Genomic DNA, 20,468 nt, shown 5'->3' with positions numbered 1-20,468 from the left:
AAATTCGAAACCAGCCAAAAAAACCAGCCACCACACACAAAATGCGCGACAACCAGCAAATTCAACCAATCAAAAAACAATCGGTATCAACAAACTTGGCACACTATTGAGTTCTCAAACAACAGGAGCTACCGGCACCAAACACAACCAAACCGCTGCATTATCGCTCCGAAGCAACTTTTCAAGCTTACCCACACCGCTTCTGTTTCTCCAAATCGGCCGGTTCCCGTCTTCCCCGCGTCCCTGGTCCATTCCATGCGGAAGGGACGGGATCCTCGGTTCTGTGGTTGTCGGCCGACCAGATGACTTCATCAGCGCGGATATAAACGCTAACACCGGATCGCCCGGAAGTACAACAGCGGCGGATCGTCTCCCTCGAGATGATCCGCCGCTGCCCTGCCGAACCTCGGTCTAGGTGGTGGCCGGCTTCAGGTACAGCACTCCGAGCGGCGGCACGCGGACGTCCCCGTAGGCCGGCTGGCCGTTGTGGGCACCCTCGTGCGCGGTGACGGAGCCGTCGTTGCCCACGCCCGATCCGCCGAACTCCTCCGAGTCGGTGTTGAGGACCTCGGTCCACTCCCCCGCCCAGGGCAGCCCCACGCGGAACCCCTCGTGCGGACCCCCTGCGAAGTTCGCGACGCACACCAGCGGATTGCCCTGATGGTCCCAGCGGATGAAGGAGAGGGTGTTGTGCTCGCCGTCGTTCTCGTCGATCCACTGGAAGCCGGCCGGCTCGTTGTCGCGTGCGTACAGTGCCGGAGTGTCCTTGTAGATCGTGTTGAGCGATCGCACGAGTTCCTGGACACCCTTGTGGGACGGCGTCTCCGTCAGCCACCAATCGAGGCTGTGGTGCTCGGCCCATTCGGCTTCCTGGGCGAACTCGGAGCCCATGAAGATGAGCTGCTTGCCGGGGTGCGCCCACTGGAAGGCGAGGTAGGCGCGAACATTGGCGAGCTGCTGCCAGCGGTCGCCGGGCATCTTGCGGAGGAGCGAGCCCTTGCCGTGCACCACCTCGTCGTGACTGATGGGCAGCATGAAGTTCTCGGTGTAGGCGTAGACCATCGAGAACGTGGCCTTGCCGTGGTGGTGCACCCGGTTGATCGGATCCTCGGAGATGTACTGGAGGGTGTCGTGCATCCATCCCATGTTCCACTTGATCCCGAAGCCGAGCCCGCCGCTGCTCGTCGGGCGGGTGACCCCGTCGAACGCCGTCGACTCCTCGGCGACCATGACGATCCCGGGGGCCCTCTTGTAGGCCGTGGCGTTGACCTCCTGCAGGAAGGAGATGGCCTCGAGGTTCTCGCGGCCCCCGAACCTGTTCGGACGCCACTGCCCCTCCTCGCGGGAGTAGTCCAGGTAGAGCATGGAGGCGACCGCGTCCACGCGCAGACCGTCGATGTGGAACTCCTCGAGCCAGTAGAGGGCGTTCGCGACGAGGAAGTTGCGGACCTCGCGACGACCGAAGTCGAAGATCAGGGTTCCCCAGTCCTGGTGCTCTCCGAGGAACGGATCGCCGTGCTCGTAGAGGGTGCCGCCGTCGAACTTCGCGAGCGCCCACGCATCCTTCGGGAAGTGCGCCGGGACCCAGTCCATGATGACGCCGATACCGGCCTGGTGGAGCGCATCGATCAGGTACTTGAAATCGTCGGGCGAGCCGAAGCGCGACGTCGGGGCGAAGTAGGAGGTGACCTGGTAGCCCCAGGAACCGCCGAAGGGATGCTCCGCCACCGGCATGAGCTCCACGTGCGTGAAGCCCTGCCAGGTCACGTACTCCACCAGCTGCTCCGCGAGCTCGCGGTAGCTCAGGCCCTGGCGCCAGGATCCGAGGTGCACCTCGTAGACGCTCATCGGGCCGTTGTGGGGATCGTTCGCCGCACGGGCCGTCATCCACTCGTCGTCGCCGAACCTGTAGGTCGACTCGACCACCCTGGACCCGGTGAGCGGCGGGATCTCGGTGCCGCGCGCCATGGGGTCGGCCTTCTCACGCCACTGCCCGTCGCTTCCGAGGATGTGGAACTTGTAGCAGGTGCCCGCGCCGGCCCCGGGGATGAAGATCTCCCAGATCCCCGAACTCCCGAGGGCGCGCATGGCGTTGACGCTGCCGTCCCAGCCGTTGAAATCACCCATCACCTGCACCGACCGGGCATTCGGCGCCCAGACGGCGAAGGACACGCCCTCGATGTCGCCCAGCACCGACGAGTAGTGGCGCACGTGGGCGCCGAGCGCGGTCCACAGCGTCTCGTGGCGGCCTTCGCCGATGAGGTGCATGTCGATCTCGCCCAGGGTGGGAAGGAAACGGTACGGATCGTCGACCGTGACCGGCTCACCCTCGTAGGTGACCTCGAGCCGGTAGTCCGGCACGTGGCCCGGGTTCTCCGCGGGCAGCGCGCCGACCCAGATGCCGTTGTGCTCGTGGGTCAGTTCCGTGCGCCCGGTGCCGGTGACGACGACGACGGAACGGGCGAGACGCCGCAGTGTCCGGATGGTGACGACGTCGTCCTCACTGAGGTGCGCGCCGAGGACGGCATGAGGCTGGTGGTAGACCCCCTCCGACACCTGCTGGAGGACGGCGGTATCGACCCCGACGGGCTCGACGACCGCAGGTGCAGCGCCGGCGTCAGGCGAGGATGGCGTGCTGCCTGACTCCTTCGCCTTCTCGGCGATGCCCGCCGTCGCGCCCTTGGCCTTGTCCGCGACGGCCTTCGCCGTGCCAGCGACGGCCTCCGCGGCCTTCGCGGCCAGGTTCTTGCCAGCGGCGCCCTTCTCGGGGCCTGTCTTCTTCGAGGATTTCATGTCAGCTGCTTTCGTAGCGTCCGCGCCGGGCTGTGCACCCAGGGCGCGTCGGACGTCGCGGACGGGCATCTCGACCCAGTCCGGCCTGTTGCGGATTTCGTAGACCACTTCGTAGAGGGCCTTGTCGAGCCAGAGTGCTCGGAACAGGGGGCCGTCGGTCTCGACGGGCGCACCGCTCTCCAGCGCATACCCCTCGAGGAAGGCGTGCCGTGCGGCGTCGGACCACTGCTCGGTCTCGACCGCCTCAGGGGACCCGACGGGGGCCGCCCCACGGGAGGCGGCCGCGTACTGGAGTGAGCGCACCATGCCGACGACGTCTCGGATCGGCACGTCGGGGACGCTCCGCTCGGCGGTCGGCCGCAGGGGCTCACCCTCGAAGTCGATCACGAGCCACGTACCATCCGGAGCCTGGAGCACCTGGCCGAGATGGAGGTCGGCGTGGATGCGCTGGAGGGGCGGGATGTCCGAGAGGTTCTCGACGTCGCGGATGACGGCGTCGACCTCGGCAGCCAGCGGGCCGACGGCGTCGCCCGCCTCGTCCCAGGCCCAGCGGATCCGCTGCGCGAGGGCGTCCTTGAACTCCTGCTCCTCGGTGGGCGTGGCGGCACGGCTGCCGAAAGCGCCGTCGAGCTGGCGGTGGATGCGGGCGACGGCCCGGCCCAGGCCGCGCGCCTCCGCCGAGAAGTCGGCGGCCTCGGCCGCCGCGAGCGAGGCGGTCCGCCACGCGTCGGTGCTGCCCTCCACGAAGTCCCGGAGCACGCTGACGTGACCCGTGACGTGGTGGCCGGGCTCGCCGTGCGCCTCCTGCCACGTCCCGGTGACCCACCCGAAGGTGTCCGGGGTGTCCGTGGAGCCGCCGGCGGTGAGCTGTGCGCTGATCTGCACATCCGGGCTCTCCCCGGCGGCGAGGACCCGGAAGAACTTGACGATCATCGAGCCGGGGCCGGAGCCGTAGACCACCGACGTGTTCGACTGCTCCCCCTGGAGCACCTTCACCGGCTGCGCGACCCCGGGTTCCTGGTGCTCGGGGGCCTTGATGACGACGCCGTCGAGGCGCCCGTCGGGCGTCGAGCGCGAGGCCAGGATGAAGTCGACCCAGAGCCGGACGAAGTCCGCGTCGTGGGTGGCGTCGTAGGCCCAGCGCGTCCCGAGCGCGGGGTGCTCCACCTGGCCGATGAGCCCGGAGGCGGCATCGCCCAGCGGCGTGGCGCGGTAGCTGATCGGCACGCTGACGACGTCGGTGCGGCGGCCGGACTCGACCGCGAGGAAATGCACCTCGAACCCGGCGTCGCCGGACGGGTCCTCCAGCACGGTACCGCCGACGACGGTCACCTCGACCGATCGCCCCTTCGCGGGGAACCACCGCTGGGACGGGAGCCACTCGGTCAGGATCTCCGGGATGAAGGGGGTGTGCGTCGTCATGAGCGGATGGCCTCCGGGACGGGGATGACGGGCATCGCCTGCGTGTGCGGCGAAGAGGTGTTCGAGTGCGCCGACCGGACACGCAGCCAGAAGAAGTCGTGGCTGCCGAGCGTCAGGGTGATCTCCCCGTCCTCGGCGAACGCCGGGAAGATCGCTCCGCCGAAGAGATCGCGCAGGCCGCGACCGGCGAACTCGGGCAGGCGCATCCGGGCAGCGACCGGGTGCTGCGACAGGTTGAAGATGCAGAGCACGGCTTCTGCGGGCTCGCCCTCCGCGTTCGGCTCCTCGACCTCGCGGAGGAAGGCGAGCACGTTCTCCGACTCCACGGGCACGTTCCGGTACCCGCCGAGGCCGAAGGCGGGGTGCGCCTTCCTGACGGCGAGCATCTGCCGGACCCAGTGGAGCAGCGAACTGGACGTGGCCATCTGCGCTTCGACGTTCACGTGGTTGTAGTGGTAGACGAGGGACTGCACCACGGGGAGGTAGAGCTTGCCGGGGTCCACCGGGGAGAAACCCGCGTTGCGGTCCGGGTTCCACTGCATCGGTGTGCGGGAGGCGTCGCGGTCCTCGAGCCAGATGTTGTCCCCCATGCCGATCTCGTCGCCGTAGTACAGGAACGGACTTCCCGGAAGCGAGAGGAGCAGCGAGTGGATGAGCTCGACCTCCGCCCGCGAGTTGTCCAGCAGCGGGGACAGACGACGACGGATTCCCACGTTCGCCCGCATCCGGGGGTCCGGTGCGTACCAGCCGAGCATCGCCTCGCGCTCCTCGTTGGTCACCATCTCGAGCGTGAGCTCGTCGTGGTTCCTGAGGAAGGTACCCCACTGGGCACCCGCCGGGATGTCCGGGGTGTCGCGCATCGTCTCGATGATGGGCGCTGCCTTCTGGTCACGCAGGGCGTAGAAGAGCCTCGGCATGATCGGGAAGTGGAAGGACATGTGGCACTCGGGGCCGTCCTCGTCACCGAAGTACTCCACGACCTCGTCGGGCATCTGGTTCGCCTCCGCGATGATGACGCGGCCGGGGTAGTTCTCGTCGACCATGGCGCGGAGGCGCTTCAGGAACTCGTGCGTCTTCGGGAGGTTCTCGCAGTTGGTGCCCTCCTCCTCGAACAGGTAGGGGATGGCATCCGCGCGGAATCCGTCGATGCCCTGGTCCAGCCAGAACTTCACGACGTCGAAGATGGCCTCCTGCACCTTGGGGTTCTCGAAGTTGAGGTCCGGCTGGTGGCCGAAGAAGCGGTGCCAGAAGAACTGGCGGCGCACCGGGTCGAACGTCCAGTTCGACTCCTCGGTGTCCACGAAGATGATGCGGGCGTCCTCGTACTTCTCGTCCGTGTCGCTCCAGACGTAGAAGTCGCCGTAGGGGCCCTCGGGGTCGCTGCGCGATTCCTGGAACCAGTGGTGCTGGTCCGACGTGTGATTGACGGGCAGGTCGATGATGACGCGGACGCCGCGCGCATGCGCCTCGGCGACGAGTCGCTTGAAGTCGCTGAGCGAGCCGAACTCGTCGAGGACGTCGTAGTAGTCCGAGATGTCGTACCCGCCGTCCCGCAGCGGGGACTTGAAGAACGGGGGCAGCCAGAGGCAGTCGACGCCGAGCCACTGGAGGTAGTCCAGCTTCTCGATCAGGCCGGAGAGATCCCCGGAGCCGTCCCCGTTCGCGTCGGCGAATCCGCGGACCAGGACCTCGTAGAAGACCGCCTTGCGGTACCAGTGGGGGTCATGGGCCAGTCCAGGTGCGTTGAGCTGGAAGGGGTTGGGCACTAGCGCTGCCTCCTGATCGAGAGAATGTGTGCGGGCTCCACGTGCGCATCGAGGCGGACGTAGTTGTGCTCGCCCCAGGCGAAGGTCTGCCCCGTGATGAGGTCGTCCACCAGGAACGTGCCGTTCTCGTCGAGGTCCGCGGCGTCGAGCTCGAGCTGTGCGAGATCCAGCGACACGGTACTCTCCCGCGTGCTGTGGGGGTCCACGTTCACGACGACGACGATCGTGTCCTTGCCCTCCGCCGTGCGCTTGTGCTTGACGAAGACGAGGGTGGCCGGGTCGGTGCTGCGGTGGATGCTGAGGTTCTCGAGGTCACCGAGTGCGGGGTGCGAGCGCCGGATGGCGTTCAGGCGCGTGATGAACGGTGCGAGCGATCGGCCCTCCGCCTCGGCGGCAGCGTAGTCACGGGGTCGGAACTGGAACTTCTCGTTGTCGATGTACTCCTCGGCGCCCGGGCGGGCCACGTGCTCGAACAGCTCGTACCCCGAGTACACCCCCCAGAGGGGGCTGGCCATCGATGCGAGCACTGCACGGATCTTGAATCCGGCCGGCCCGCCGTACTGGAGGTACTCCGTGAGGATGTCCGGGGTGTTGACGAAGAAGTTGGGCCGGAAGTAGGCGGGCGAGACGTGGCTGATCTCGGTGAAGTACTCCTCGAGCTCCTCCTTGGTGTTGCGCCAGGTGAAGTAGGAGTAGGACTGCTGGAAGCCTGCCCGCCCCAGGGCATGCATCATCGCTGGGCGTGTGAAGGCCTCGGCGAGGAAGATGACGTCCGGGTGCTTCCTGTTCACCTTCGCGATCAGCCACTCCCAGAACTGGACCGGCTTGGTGTGGGGGTTGTCCACCCGGAAGATCTTCACGCCGTGCTCGATCCACATGAGCACGATCCGCAGCACCTCCTTCGACAGGCCCTTCGGGTCGTTGTCGAAGTTGATGGGATAGATGTCCTGGTACTTCTTCGGGGGATTCTCGGCGTAGGCGATGGATCCGTCCACCCGCGTGGTGAACCACTCGGGGTGGCTCTGCACCCAGGGGTGGTCGGGCGAGGCCTGCAGGGCCAGGTCGAGGGCGATCTCGAGGTCCAGTTCCCTGGCGCGCGCCACGAAGGCGTCGAAGTCCTCGAAGGTGCCGAGATCCGGGTGGATGGCGTCGTGGCCGCCCTCGGGGGACCCGATGGCCCAGGGTGAACCGGGATCGGCGGGACCCGCGGTGAGGGTGTTGTTCGGCCCCTTGCGGTGCGCACGGCCGATCGGGTGGATCGGGGGCAGGTAGACGACGTCGAAGTTCATCGCGGCCACGGCGTCGAGGCGCCTGGTCGCGTCGCGGAATGTCCCGGATGTCCACTCGGCGGTCTCGGGGTCGTAGGTCGCACCCTCCGAACGGGGGAAGAACTCGTACCAGGCGGCGCGGCCGGCGAGTTCCCGCTCCACGTGCAGGGGATAGGGGGTGGAGGCGGTCACGAGGTCGCGGATGGGCCGGCGGGCGATCGCCTCGTGGATCTGCGGCGAGAGTCCGGCGGCCAGGCGCGCCTCGACTCCCTGCGTGGTGTCGGACAGCGCGTCGGCGGTCCGCCGGAAAAGGGCGGCATCCTTCGCCGAGCGCTCGGCCGCCGCGCGGGTGAAGAGGGCAGCACCCTCCGCCAGCATGAGTTCGACGTCGACACCGGCGGCGATCTTGATCGTCGCGTCGTGCTCCCAGGTGCCGAAGAGGTCCGACCAGCCCTCGATGGTGAAGGTGTGCAGCCCCTTGGCGCGCGGGGTCAGGGTTCCGGCCCAGCGGTCGAGCCCCGCCCCGACGGGCGTCAGGCGGACGCGCTGCACCTCCTTGCCGCGGGGGTCGTAAAGGACTGCGGACACGCCCAGCTGGTCGTGTCCCTCCCTGAAGACGGTGGCACCCACGGAGACGTCCGACCCGGGGATGGCCTTCGCCGGGAAGCGGCCGTCCTCGACGACCGGACTGACCGCCGTGATGGGGATGCGGCCAAACCGCAGTCCCTCCGGATACTGGGCATTTCGGTTCTGCTCGCTAGTGGTCGTCACGGGTACGACGTTAGCGAGTAATGGGCCGAATTGCTAAGGGAGCTTGGCGTAACACGAGCGCCATCGAGTATGACGCAAGCGTTTACGGTCAACCCTCCCCACCGCTTGGCAAGTGCGCTAGCGTAACCGGGGTGAAGGCAATCCGCAGATTTACCGTCCGTACCGTCCTCCCCGAGAAGATCGCGCCGCTCGGCAAACTCGCCGGAAACCTGCGGTGGTCGTGGCATCTGCCGACCTCGCGGCTCTTCGAGGAGATCGACCCCGCAGCCTGGGCGGAGAGCGGCCACGATCCCGTCTCCTTCCTCGGGTCGGTCACCCGCGAGAAGCTCGAGCAGCTCGCGGGCGACGACGCTCTGGTGCAGCGGATCCAGGAGCTCGGCGCCGACCTCGAGAGCTACCTGACCGAGCCGCGGTGGTACCAGTCCCTCGGCGACGACGCACCCCGCAGCATCGCCTATTTCTCCCCCGAGTACGGGATCAGCGCCGTCCTCCCCCAGTACTCCGGCGGCCTCGGCATCCTCGCCGGTGACCACCTGAAGTCCGCGTCGGACCTCGGCGTCCCCCTGGTCGGGGTGGGGCTGCTCTACCAGGCCGGCTACTTCAAGCAGTCGCTCTCGCGTGACGCGTGGCAGCAGGAGACCTACCCCGTGCTCGACCCGGACGGGCTCCCGCTGACCCTGCTCCGCGAGGAGGACGGTTCCGCGGCGACCGTCGTCCTGCCCCTGCCCAACGGACGCCAGCTCTCCGCGCACATCTGGCGTGCCGACGTCGGCCGCGTCCCCCTCCTCCTGCTCGACTCGAACGTCGCCGGGAACGACGAGGCCGCCCGGAACGTCACCGACCGCCTCTACGGCGGCGGCGGGGACCAGCGCCTTCAGCAGGAGCTGCTGCTCGGCATGGGCGGGGTGAAGGCCCTGCGCATCTTCCAGCGCCTGACCGGCATGCCCGCTCCCGAGGTCTTCCACACCAACGAGGGCCATGCCGGCTTCCTCGGCATCGAGCGCATCCGTGAACTCATGGACCCGTCCAACGAGTCCCCGATGAGCTGGGAGGAGGCCCTCACCGCGGGCCGTGCCTCGACCGTCTTCACCACGCACACCCCGGTCCCCGCCGGGATCGACCGCTTCGACCGCTCGCAGATCGAGCACTTCTTCCACGCCGGCCTGGCTCCTGCCGTCCCGACGGACCGCGTGCTCGCGCTCGGTGCCGAGAACTACGCCGACGGCGATCCCGCGAAGTTCAACATGGCCGTCATGGGGCTGCGCCTCGCCCAGCGCGCCAACGGTGTGGCGAAGCTGCACGGCGAGGTCTCGCGCGGCATGTTCTCGGGCCTGTGGCCGGGCTTCGACACCCGCGAGGTGCCCATCACCTCCGTCACCAACGGCGTGCACGTGCCGAGCTGGGTGGACCCCGAGATCGCCGACTTCGCCCGCGCCAACTTCGGTGCCGAGTCGATCCTCGATCCCCAGTGGAACAAGGTGTACGACGTCCCGGACACCGACATCTGGGCGCTGCGCCGCAGCCTGCGCTCCAACCTGGTGGACGACGTCCGCCAGCGCCTCCGGTCCTCCTGGAAGAAGCGCGGCGCGGCGGATGCGGAGCTCACCTGGACCGACTCCGTGCTGGATCCCGACGTGCTGACCATCGGTTTCGCCCGGCGCGTGCCGACCTACAAGCGCCTCACCCTCATGCTGCGGAACCCTGCCCGGCTGAAGGCCCTGCTCCTGCACCCCGACCACCCCATCCAGCTGGTCATCGCCGGCAAGTCGCACCCCGCCGACGAGCAGGGCAAGCGCATGATCCAGGACCTCGTCCGGTTCACCGACGATCCCGAGGTGCGCCACCGCATCGTCTTCCTGCCGAACTACGACATCGCGATGGCCCGGACCCTCTTCCCCGGCTGCGACGTCTGGCTGAACAACCCGCTGCGTCCGCTCGAGGCATGCGGCACGTCGGGCATGAAGGCCGCCATCAACGGCGGGCTGAACCTTTCCGTCCTCGACGGCTGGTGGGACGAGATGTACGACGGCGACAACGGCTGGGCCATCCCGACCGCCAACAACGGCGCCTCCGCCGACGAGCGCGACGACATCGAGGCCGCCGCCCTGTACGACCTCCTCGAGACCCAGGTGGGACCGCGCTTCTACTCGCTCGTCCCCGCCGAGGGAGCGGGAGCGGCGGGGCCGTCCGAGCCCTCCCGCGACGGCGTGCCGCATGCGTGGATCGCGATGATCAAGCACACCATGGCCACCCTCGGGCCGGCCGTGTCCGCGGAACGCATGCTGCAGGACTACGTGGAGAAGCTGTACCGGCCGGCCTGGCGGGCGGGGCAGGAAGCCTCCGCCGACCAGTTCTCGCTCGCGAAGCGGACCGCTGCCTGGCGCTCGCGCATCCAGGGCAGCTGGCCCGCGGTGCAGGTGGAGCACGTCGATTCGACGGGCGTGTCCGAGGACCCGCAGATCGGTGATTCCCTCACCGTCAACGCGTACGTCTCGCTCGGTGGGCTCGACCCCGACGACGTTGCGGTCGAGGTGGCCTACGGCCGTGCACTGGACAGCGACGAGCTGAGCGAGGTGACGGTCGAGGACCTCGACGTCGCCGAGAACCTCGGCAGCGGACGCTACCTGTTCACGGGTGGGATCCGGATCGACCACTCCGGGTCCTTCGGCTACACCGTGCGGGTGCTGCCCAAGCACGCGACCCTGGCCACGAAGGCGGAGCTGGGGCTCGTCGTCAACGCCTGACCCGTCCGGCCGACCGGCAGGAATAATGAAGCCCGGGACCTCTGGTCCCGGGCTTCATCATTCTCACGAGCGTCGTCAGGTGTTCCGTCGGGTCCCGACGGGTGTCCGCCGGTGATCAGCAGCGGTAGATGCGGACCGAATCGGCGGCGACGACATCGGCCTCGCCCGAGCGCAGCCGGCCGTCGACACCGCCACCGAAACCGGGACCGGGACCGGAACCACCATCGGCCCCGTCGCCGTGCGCCCGGGGGTCACCGCCACCGGCGGAGTCGAAGGTACGGCTGAACCAGCGCGGCTGCTCCCCCTCCACGCCCTGGCCCTGCAGGATCCAGGCCGACGGCAGGTGGATGCGCGCCGGCTCGAGCGACCCGTTGATGACCACCAGGCCGTTGATCGTGCCGCCCGCCGATCCGAGGAGGAGCTGCACGGTCCGGGTGGAGGGGTCGTTCCACTCGTGCGGCGTCATCGTCAGTCCGGCGGCGTTGAACCACAGCAGTGTCGACTGGTCGCCCCGCGACGGGAACGTCGGGGGCTGGCAGGCCAGGAAGTCCCGCCGGATGGCGAGCAGGGTCCGGGTGGCGTCCAGCATGCGGCGGGAGGCGGCGTCGTCGGGCCAGTGCACCCACGCGAGCTCCGTGTCCTGGCAGTACGCGTTGTTGTTGCCGCCCTGTGTCCGTCCGAACTCGTCGCCGGCGGTGAGCATCGGCACCCCGAGGGAGATGAGCAGCGACGCCATGATGTTGCGGGCGCTGCGCTCACGGGCTGCGAGGATGCCCTCGTCCTCCGTGCGTCCCTCCGCACCGTGGTTGTAGCTGCGGTTGTCGTTGTGGCCGTCCCGATTGCCCTCGCCGTTGGCTTCGTTGTGCTTGCGCTCGTAGGCCGTCAGGTCGGCGAGCGTGAAGCCGTCGTGCGCGGTCACGAAGTTCACGGACGCGAGGGGACTCCGGCCGGACGCACCGAAGGTGTCGGCCGATCCGGCGAGGCACCCTGCGAGCCGTCCGGGTGAGGAGGCCGCTCCGCCGCCCGTCAGGGACGCGATGTCCCGCAGCCAGAAGTCGCGGACCGTGTCCCGGAAGCCGTCGTTCCAGTCCGCCCAGCCGACCGGGAAGCGCCCGGTCTGCCAGCCGTCGGGCCCGATGTCCCAGGGCTCGGTGATCAGTTTCGTCCCGCGCAGCACCTTCGACGCCCCCGCGGCGACGAGGAAGGGATGGCGAGGGGTGAAGGCGTTGCGCTCGTCCCGGGCGAGGGTGACCGCGAGGTCGAACCGGAAGCCGTCGATACGGCACTCTTCCGCCCAGTACCGCAGCGAGTCGAGGGCGAACTCGACGACGCGCGGTTGGGAGAAGTCGAGGGTGTTCCCGCAGCCGGTGGTGTCCAGGTAGCGTCCGGCGTCGTCGTGCCGGTAGTAGTCGCGGTCCCCGAGACCGCGCCAGCACAGGGCGGGCCGGTGCTGCTCGCCCTCCGCGGTGTGGTTGTAGACGACGTCGAGGATGACCTCGAGGCCGCCCTCGTGGAGCGCCTTCACCATGCCCTTGAACTCGTCGAGCACGGCTGCGGGTCCGGCGGCCCGGGCCGCTTCCGTCGCGTAGTCGGTGTGCGCGGCGAAGAAGCCCAGGGTGTTGTAGCCCCAGTAGTTGCTGAGCCCGAGCGGCTCGAGGTGCGGCTCGTCGATGTGGAAGTGCACCGGCAGGAGTTCGACGGCGGTGACCCCGAGCTCGCGCAGATAGGTGACCATCGCCGGATGGGCGAGCCCGGCGTAGGTGCCGCGGAGTTCCTCGGGGACGTCGGGATGCAGCTTCGTGAGGCCCTTGACGTGCGCCTCGTAGACGACGGTGTCCCGCCAGGCCGTGCCCGGGCGCTCACTCGCACCCCAGTCGAACTCGTGCTCGAGGAACACCGAGTAGTAGGCTCGCGAGCCGGCTTCCCCGGCCGTGTCGGTGCCGGGCGCCGCGACGGTGTCGGGCGCCGCGACGGTGTCGATCGTCTCGATGGCCCGCCCGTAGGGATCGAGGAGCAGCTGGGCCTCGCCGATGGCGCCGGGCAGGTCCTCGCCCGTGGGCCAGAACGCGTACAGGGCACCCGGGTCCACGGGCCCCACCACACCGTGGTGCACGCCGCCGTCGAGCCCCACCAGGGTCTCGGACGTCCACGAACCGTCGCCACGGCGCCAGTGCACGTCCATGGACGGGATGCCGGGGGCCCAGACGGCCGCGTTGGCGTGGGCGTCACGCTGCTCCCCCCGCCTGATCGCGTGGAGCCCGAGGGGGAACTCGCGGGAGGCGCGCGGAAGCTGCTGTGCCAGCTGGGTCATCGTCGTGCGATCAGGACGAACGCTGGCGTGACACCTCGTACAGCGTGATGCCCACCGCCATCGACGCGTTGAGCGACTCCATGGCGGAATCGATGGGGATGGAGACGATCTGGTCGCAGTTCTCGCGCACGAGGCGCGAGAGGCCCTTTCCCTCTGACCCGACGACGATGCAGATCGGGTCGCGGCCGAGGGACAGCTGGGGCAGGGACACGTCGCCGTCGCCGTCGAGGCCCAGGACGAAGATGCCCTTGCCCTTCATGCTCTTCAGGGCGGAGTTCAGGTTGCCGACGCGCGCGACCGGCACGCGCACCGCGGCCCCCGCGCTCGTCTTCCACGCCGATGCGGTCACACCGACCGAGCGGCGTTCGGGGACGATGACCCCGTGGCTGCTGAAGGCGGAGGCGGAACGGATGATCGCGCCGAGGTTCCGGGGATCGGTGATGCCGTCGAGGGCCACGAACAGCGGCGCGTTCCCGATGTGTCCGCGGCGGTACTTCTCGATGGTCTCGTCCACCAGGTCGAGGGCGTCGGCGTACTCGTAGGGCGGGATCTGCAGCATGAGGCCCTGGTGCACAGCGCCGTCGGTCATGCGGTCGAGCTCCGGCTTGCCGGTCTCCATCACCGGGATCCCCCGCTCGGCGGCCATCTTCAGCGAGTCCCGGACGCGGTCGTCCATCTCGATCCGGATGGCGACGTGGAGAGCCTTCGCGGGGATGCCGGCACGCAGCGCCTCGACCACCGAGTTGCGACCGGTGACGGCCTCTTCGGCCGCCTTGCCCTTGGTCCGACCGGTCCCGGCGCCCTTGCCGCCCGCGCGCTTGGCAGCGGACCGCTCGGCGAGCTCCTTGCTCTTGTACGCCTTGTGGTACGGGCGGTCCTCCGCCTTCGGCGTGGGGCCCTTGCCCTCGAGCGACTTGCGTCCGTGTCCGCCGGTGCCGACGGAAGGGCCCTTTTTCGACTTGCGCACCGCGCCTGGACGTCCGTGACTGACCATGGAACAACACCTTTATATAGAGGAAGAATCGCCTCCAGTTTACGGGGCGGCGGCGCCATCCCTCTGCACGCGGCCGGGCGGTGGTCGCGGCTCCGGCGCGAGGGGCCCCGGGACGGCGGCCCCGGCTCCGCCGGCAATCCTCCGGTCAAGCCTCCGGTCGGTCCTCCGCCAGGGACCAGCGCGCCCCGTCCGCGGTGTCCTCCAGGACGATCCCGGCGCTCGAGAGCGCCTCGCGGACGGCGTCCGCTCGCGCCCAGTCCCGCGCCGACCGGGCATCCACGCGTTCCGCGATGCGGTCCCCGACGAGCGCGTCGAGGGCTTTCGCGAGCGCGGCGTCCGCCCCGCCCGCGCGGACGTCCCCGGCGTCGTCGAGCCCGAGCACCCCGGTCATGGCGACGACGGCGGAGAGGGCCGCTCCCACCGCGGCGTCATCACCCGAGGCCAGCGCGGTGTTGCCGCTGCGCACGGTCGTGTGGAGGACCGCGAGTGCCTGCGGCACGTTGAGGTCGTCATCCATGGCGTCGGCGAAGGCCGCGGGCAGGTCCGCCGCCCGGACCTGCTGCACGGCGGGCACGCCGACCCGGGCCGAGGCCTTGCCGATGAATCCGTCGATCCTGGCGACCGCCGCGGCAGCCTCCTGCAGCGACGTCTCGCGGTAGTCCAGGACGGAGCGGTAGTGAGCCTGCCCGAGGTAGTAGCGCACCACCCGGGGGCCCGCTGCGTCGATCATCTCCTGCGGGCTCACGGTGTTGCCGAGGGACTTGGACATCTTCTCCCCCTCGAAGGTGACCATCCCGTTGTGCATCCAGAACCGGGCGAAGGCGTGCCCCGCGGCCTGCGACTGGGCCATCTCGTTCTCGTGGTGGGGGAAGCGGAGGTCCAGTCCGCCGCCGTGGATGTCGAATTCCGTGCCGAGGTACTTCGTGACCATGCTGGAGCACTCGAGGTGCCAGCCGGGCCGCCCCGTCCCCCACGGACTGGCCCAGGACGCCGTCACCGGATCCGACTCCTTGGCGCCCTTCCACAGCGCGAAGTCACGCGGATCCCGCTTGCCGCGCGGATCGGCGTCGGGCGCGGCCTGCATCTCGTCGATGTCCTGGCGCGTGAGGCTGCCGTAGGCGGGCCAGGAGCGGACGTCGAAGTAGACGTCCCCCGATCCGTCCGGCGCCGGGTAGGCATGGCCGCGGTCGATCAGGAGCTGGATCAGCGCATGCATCTCGGGGATGTGACCCGTGGCGCGTGGCTCGTAGGTCGGCGGGCGGACACCGAGTGCGGCGTAGGAACGCTGGAACTCCTGCTCGAAGCGGTAGGCCAGGGCCCACCACGGCTCGTCCTGGACGACGGCCGGATCGGCGTCGGCAGCGCCCTCGCGGAAGGAATCCCGGGACTTGGCGAGGATCTTGTCGTCGATGTCCGTCACGTTCCGGACCACGGTGACGCGCAGGCCGCGGGCCTCGAGCCACCGGGTGAGCTGGTCGAAGGCAATCGCGGACCGCACGTGCCCCACGTGCGGCATGCCCTGCACGGTGGCACCGCAGTAGTAGAGGCTCGCCCTGCCCGGTTCGAGGGGTTCGAAGGGGCGCACCTCGGCGCGGGCGGTGTCATGGAATCGCAGGCTCACCGGTCCAGATTACCCGCCGGACCCCTCAGGCCCCCGCGGTGTCGCCGGACGCCCTACCACCGGACCGCACGACGACGGCGGTCGCGATCGCGGCGATCCCCTCGCCCCGTCCGGTGAGGCCGAGCCCGTCGGTGGTGGTCGCCGAGATGCTGACCGGCGCCTGCGCGGCGTCGGACATGGCCGCTTCCGCCTCGGCGCGGCGCGGCGCGAACTTCGGCCGGTTGCCGACGAGCTGCACGGCGATGTTGCCGATGTCGAAGCCCGCCGCCCGCACGATCCGCGCGGCCTCGGAGAGCAGCGCATGACCGGAGGCACCGGCGTACTCGGGCCGGTCCGTGCCGAAGTGGCTGCCGAGGTCACCGACGCCCGCCGCCGAGAACAGGGCGTCGGCAGCCGCGTGCGCCACGACGTCGCCGTCGGAGTGGCCGCTCAGCCCCCGCTCCCCCTCCCAGAGCAGGCCGGCGACCCACAGCGGCGCCGGCGAGTCCTCGGGGGCGAATGCGTGGACATCCACGCCGATGCCGGTGCGGGGAAGGTGGAGGTGCTCACTCAGGTACATCGGTACTCCTCCCGGATGGTGAAGGGTCTGCCGCGCCGCGCCCGTCACGCCTGAGCGCCAGGACGGCCTCGGCCACGGTGAGGTCCAGGGGGGTGGTCACCTTGAACGCGAGGGGGTCGCCGTCGACCACGCGGACCGGCACGCCGAGTGCCTCCATGAGCATGGCGTCGTCCGTGATGCCCGGATCCGCCGCGGCGGCACCGCCGTGAGCCGAGCGCAGGGAAGCGGCGTCGAAACCCTGCGGCGTCTGCACCGCGCGCAGGCCGGCGCGATCGGGGGTGGACTCGACGACGTCCGCGCGGACGACCTTGACGGTGTCCGCCACCGGCACCACGGGGATCACGGCGGGGGCCCCCGCGCGGACCGCGGCCGCGACGCGCCGGAAGACCGCAGGAGGAGTGAGGGCGCGGGCGGCGTCGTGCACCAGCACGATCTTTGCCGCCGGCGGGAGAGCAGCCAGTCCCGCGCGGACGGAGGCGACCCGCGACGCGCCGCCTGAGACAGAGGTGATGTGGCAGCCCTGCGGTGCGGCTCCGGCTGCGGCCTCGACGACGGCGGCCAGCACGGCGTCCCCGGGCGGCAGGACCACCACCACGGCGGCTGCCACGCCCGAGGCGGACACGGCGTCCAGTGCGTGCTCGAGCAGCGTGCGCCCACCGCACAGCACGCGAGCTTTCGGGATGCCGTGTCCGAGGCGCTGACCGGTCCCTGCGGCGACGACGATCAGGCCGACGACGGGCGGGGCGGGCTGCTGCAGGTTCGGTGGCACTCCGTCACCCTATGACAGGGCAAAGAAAAAGAGGGACCCGGGGGTCCCTCTTCGACGATCGGTCCCGCTCCTAGGAGGCGAGAACCTCGTCGAGGACGCTGGCGGCCTTCTCTTCATCGGTCTTCTCCGCGAGTGCGAGCTCGGAGATCAGGATCTGACGCGCTTTCGCGAGCATCCTCTTCTCACCGGCCGACAGTCCGCGGTCGTGGTCGCGACGCCAGAGGTCCCGGACGACTTCGGCGACCTTGATGACGTCGCCGGAGGCGAGCTTCTCGAGGTTCGCCTTGTACCGGCGCGACCAGTTGGTCGGCTCTTCCGTGAATTCGGCACGCAGGACATCGAACACATGCTCGAGGCCTTCCTTGCCCACCACGTCGCGGACCCCTACGAGGTCGACGTTCTCTGCTGGTACTTCTATGGTCAGATCACCCTGTGCCACCTTGAGCTTGAGATACATCTTCTCTTCGCCCTTGATGACGCGCATCTTGATCTCCTCGATCTTCGCTGCGCCGTGGTGAGGGTAAACAACTGTTTCGCCAACCTCAAAAACCATGTGGACTTTCCCCTTTCCCGCCAGTCAGTTTATCACGGCAACGACACGCCGATGCCGCGTTTTCGCAGGTCAGACGGCTTGAACAGGGCGAATTGACTATCATTCGCCTCTTGACGGAAGAGGCTTTTGGTGATCGTGCAGCATTCGGGCGGCCGCAACGGACACCACGGTCGATGCCCGTAGCCGATAGTCTGTCCTGTAGGTCCGCATCGGATTCCGTCCCTGTCCCACCTGTTGAGCCCCCAGGAGTTTGTGCTGTGAAGAGTGCACCGAAGAACCGAGTGCAGCGGTCCGTCGCTGCCGGCGCCGTGTTGCTGATGCTGGGGGTCTCCGGCTGCAGCTTCACCGCTGAGCAGTCGACGACGACGCAGTACGCCGCATCGGACGGCATCGTGAAGGACATCGGACCCGTGCTCATGCGCAACATCCTGATCGTCGGCCGCGATGACGAGACGGCCGGCCGCCTCGTGGGCACCATCTTCAATTCGAGCGACGACCCCGTGGACCTCTCGATCAGCGCGGGCGGTGCGTCCACGAGCTTCACGATCGAGGGCCAGGGCCAGATCAAGCTCGAGGACGAGACCTCCGACGACGCCTCGCTCGAGGGTGTCGATGACATCCCGGGCTCCCTCGTCGACGTCGACTTCGAGGTGAACGGCGATCAGGCGACATTCGAGGTACCCGTTCTCGACGGGACGCTCGAGGAGTACCGCGAGTTCGTCCCCGGCGGCTACACGCCGCGCCCGAGCGAGCCGGCGGCCACCGAGGAAGCGGCCGAGGGCGAGTAGGCGGACCCTGCCGAAGACACTGCTGCCCGCCTCCGGACCATCGGAGGCGGGCAGTTCTGCGTCGTGCCCCCTCAGGGCTCGTACTTGTACCCGAGTCCCCTGACGGTGATGAGGTAGCGCGGATTCGAGGGGTCGGGCTCCACCTTCCCGCGCAGGCGCTTCACGTGCACGTCGAGAGTCTTCGTGTCCCCGACGTAGTCGGAGCCCCACACGCGATCGATCAGCTGGCCACGGGTGAGCACCCGGCCGGAGTTGCGCAGCAGCATCTCGAGGAGCTCGAACTCCTTGAGCGGCAGCGCCACCTGCTCGCCGTCGACGCTCACCACATGCCGCTCGATATCCATCCGGACAGGGCCGGCCTGGATGGTGTTCGAGATCAGTTCCTCGGGTTCACCCTGCCGCCGCAGGACCGCACGGATGCGGGCGACCAGCTCGCGGGAGGAGTAGGGCTTGGTGACGTAGTCATCGGCACCGAGCTCCAGCCCCACCACCTTGTCGATCTCGGCGTCTTTCGCGGTCAGCATGATGACCGGGACGCTGGAGCGCTGGCGCAGCTGGCGGCAGACCTCCGTCCCGGACAGCCCCGGCAGCTGGAGGTCCAGCAGCACGAGGTCGGCGCCCGAGCGGTCGAACTCGGTGATGGCGTCGAGGCCGTTGTCAACGACGGACACCTCGAAGCCCTCCTTGCCCAGGAGATAGGACAGCGGGTCGCTGAAGGACTCCTCGTCCTCGACGATCAGAATGCGGCTCAAGCCTTGACTCCCTGCTCATGGGCAGCGGCGCTGCCCCTCTTGCCCGACTTCGTGTCGGAAACCTGTACGCCCGGGGCATCGGTGCCCGACGCCGTCCCGTGGCCCGGTGCACCGCCGTCCTCCGAGGCGACCTCCATCTCGGGCAGCCTGACGGTGAACGTGCTGCCCTGGCCGGCCTGGGACCACACGGTGACTTCTCCGCCATGGTTCGCGACCACGTGCTTCACGATGCTCAGGCCGAGCCCGGTCCCTCCGGTCTGGCGGGACCGGGCGGCGTCGATCCGGTAGAAACGCTCGAAGATGCGCTCCTGCTCCTCGGGCGTGATGCCCGCGCCCTGGTCCGTGACCGAGACCTGCACCAGTCCGTCGCGCGACCGCACTCCCACGCCGACCCGCGTGCCCTCGGGCGAGTAGCGGATGGCGTTGTCGATCAGGTTGCGGAACGCCGTCATCAGCAGGTCGCGGTCGCCGTACACGGGCGCCCGGACGGTCCCGCCGACGACGATGTCGATCTGCTTGCTCTCCGCGGGCAGCTTGTTGCGGTCCACCGCCTCGGCGATCACCGCATTCACGTCCACGGGCTTGCCGCGGCGGACGACGTCGGCGCCCTGCAGGCGGGAGAGTTCGATGATGTCCTGGACAAGCGCGGAGAGCCGGCCGGACTCCTTGTGCATGCGCTGCGCGAACCGGCGCACGGCGACCTCGTCCTCGGCGGCGTCGTCGATCGCCTCGGCGAGCAGCGAGATGGCACCGACGGGGGTCTTCAGCTCGTGGGAGACGTTCGCGACGAAGTCGTTGCGGATCTCCTCGCTGCGGGTGATCTCCGTCCGGTCATCGGCGAGGATCAGGATGTACTCCGCACCGAGGGCCGCGACGCGCACCTGGACCACGATCGTCCCCTGCCCCAGCGGACCCCGCGGGAGCTCGAGCTGCTCCTGCTCGATCACGCCGTCGCGCCGCACCCTGGAGGTGAGGTCCAGCAGCTCCGAATGCACCACGGTGTGCCCGCGGACCAGGCCGAAGGCGTAGGCGGCGGGACTGGCCCGGACGACGCCGTCGATCGCGTCCACGATGACGTAGGCGCGGCCGATGATGGAGAGGACCTCGGCGGCGCCGTCGGGCAGCGAGGGCTCGTCCTCGTAGAGCAGCCTGAGCCGCTGGGCCTCGCTCGCACGGAAGGCCGCCATGCCGCTCACGCCGAGGGCGAGGCCGACCAGCCCGGCCACGAGCGTCAGGAGAAGGGGGTCCACGGACACAGCTTATGCCGTCCACTTTCCGGGCCGGCCTCATCCGGTGGCAATGGCTGAGGGGTTCAACTAACGTTCACACAATGCGGGGAAACAGTTCACCGACGGCT

General features: G+C 69.0%; 13 protein-coding genes. 2 read left to right on the top strand and 11 right to left on the bottom strand.

Features of this window, described 5'->3' with window-relative positions:
- Nucleotides 1-411 precede the first annotated feature (411 nt).
- Genes glgB through FNH21_RS13295 form a run of 3 tightly spaced genes read right to left on the bottom strand, consistent with a single transcriptional unit; the run spans nt 412 to nt 8,020 of the window.
- The gene (gene glgB / locus FNH21_RS13305; RefSeq protein WP_152816419.1) at nt 412-4,215 is read right to left on the bottom strand and encodes a 1,4-alpha-glucan branching protein GlgB; all 3,804 of its coding nucleotides are present in this window, start codon (nt 4,213-4,215) and stop codon (nt 412-414) included.
- Nucleotides 4,212-5,981 carry a maltose alpha-D-glucosyltransferase gene (gene treS, locus FNH21_RS13300; RefSeq protein WP_191931965.1) on the bottom strand — a complete coding sequence of 590 codons (1,770 nt, stop codon included), beginning with the start codon at nt 5,979-5,981 and terminating at the stop codon, nt 4,212-4,214. The genes glgB and treS overlap by 4 nt, the downstream gene beginning before the upstream one ends.
- Nucleotides 5,981-8,020 (bottom strand): maltotransferase domain-containing protein, encoded by a 2,040-nt coding sequence (locus FNH21_RS13295; protein ID WP_191931964.1) that lies wholly within the window; start codon nt 8,018-8,020, stop codon nt 5,981-5,983. The genes treS and FNH21_RS13295 overlap by 1 nt, the downstream gene beginning before the upstream one ends.
- A 131-nt stretch (nt 8,021-8,151) precedes the next feature.
- Here FNH21_RS13295 and glgP point away from each other — a divergent pair, with 131 nt between their 5' ends.
- Nucleotides 8,152-10,764, top strand: coding sequence for an alpha-glucan family phosphorylase (gene glgP, locus FNH21_RS13290; protein ID WP_191931963.1), 2,613 nt, complete (start codon nt 8,152-8,154; stop codon nt 10,762-10,764).
- A gap of 115 nt (nt 10,765-10,879) precedes the next feature.
- On the opposite strand, the gene glgX is transcribed toward glgP, so the two are convergent.
- From glgX to FNH21_RS13260, 6 genes are all read right to left on the bottom strand, one after another.
- Nucleotides 10,880-13,075, bottom strand: coding sequence for a glycogen debranching protein GlgX (gene glgX / locus FNH21_RS13285; RefSeq protein WP_152816413.1), 2,196 nt, complete (start codon nt 13,073-13,075; stop codon nt 10,880-10,882).
- 10 nt (nt 13,076-13,085) lie between these two features.
- The gene (rlmB, locus tag FNH21_RS13280) at nt 13,086-14,069 is read right to left on the bottom strand and encodes a 23S rRNA (guanosine(2251)-2'-O)-methyltransferase RlmB (protein WP_152816411.1); all 984 of its coding nucleotides are present in this window, start codon (nt 14,067-14,069) and stop codon (nt 13,086-13,088) included.
- A 145-nt stretch (nt 14,070-14,214) separates the two neighbouring features.
- A complete protein-coding gene (gene cysS, locus FNH21_RS13275; RefSeq protein WP_191931962.1) occupies nt 14,215-15,690 on the bottom strand; it encodes a cysteine--tRNA ligase in 1,476 nt (491 codons plus the stop codon).
- Nucleotides 15,691-15,715: 25 nt separating this feature from the next.
- The gene (ispF, locus tag FNH21_RS13270) at nt 15,716-16,249 is read right to left on the bottom strand and encodes a 2-C-methyl-D-erythritol 2,4-cyclodiphosphate synthase (RefSeq protein WP_152816409.1); all 534 of its coding nucleotides are present in this window, start codon (nt 16,247-16,249) and stop codon (nt 15,716-15,718) included.
- Nucleotides 16,236-17,018 (bottom strand): 2-C-methyl-D-erythritol 4-phosphate cytidylyltransferase, encoded by a 783-nt coding sequence (gene ispD, locus FNH21_RS13265; RefSeq protein WP_338403281.1) that lies wholly within the window; start codon nt 17,016-17,018, stop codon nt 16,236-16,238. The genes ispF and ispD overlap by 14 nt, the downstream gene beginning before the upstream one ends.
- Before the next feature lie 70 nt (nt 17,019-17,088).
- Complete coding sequence (locus FNH21_RS13260; RefSeq protein ID WP_028280415.1) at nt 17,089-17,571, bottom strand: CarD family transcriptional regulator; 483 nt, start codon at nt 17,569-17,571, stop codon at nt 17,089-17,091.
- 257 nt (nt 17,572-17,828) lie between these two features.
- Here FNH21_RS13260 and FNH21_RS13255 point away from each other — a divergent pair, with 257 nt between their 5' ends.
- A complete protein-coding gene (locus tag FNH21_RS13255; protein ID WP_152816407.1) occupies nt 17,829-18,359 on the top strand; it encodes a hypothetical protein in 531 nt (176 codons plus the stop codon).
- A 71-nt stretch (nt 18,360-18,430) separates the two neighbouring features.
- On the opposite strand, the gene FNH21_RS13250 is transcribed toward FNH21_RS13255, so the two are convergent.
- Both FNH21_RS13250 and FNH21_RS13245 read right to left on the bottom strand, forming a co-directional pair.
- Nucleotides 18,431-19,111 carry a response regulator transcription factor gene (locus FNH21_RS13250; RefSeq protein WP_055765141.1) on the bottom strand — a complete coding sequence of 227 codons (681 nt, stop codon included), beginning with the start codon at nt 19,109-19,111 and terminating at the stop codon, nt 18,431-18,433.
- Nucleotides 19,108-20,361, bottom strand: coding sequence for an ATP-binding protein (locus FNH21_RS13245; RefSeq protein ID WP_191931961.1), 1,254 nt, complete (start codon nt 20,359-20,361; stop codon nt 19,108-19,110). The genes FNH21_RS13250 and FNH21_RS13245 overlap by 4 nt, the downstream gene beginning before the upstream one ends.
- Between the last annotated feature and the right edge of the window lie 107 nt (nt 20,362-20,468).

The organism is Arthrobacter bussei (assembly GCF_009377195.2).
In the GTDB taxonomy this organism is placed as follows: Bacteria; Actinomycetota; Actinomycetes; order Actinomycetales; family Micrococcaceae; genus Arthrobacter_D; species Arthrobacter_D bussei.
Note: the sequence above shows the minus strand (reverse complement) of the source record. Positions and strands in the feature narration are given on the sequence as shown.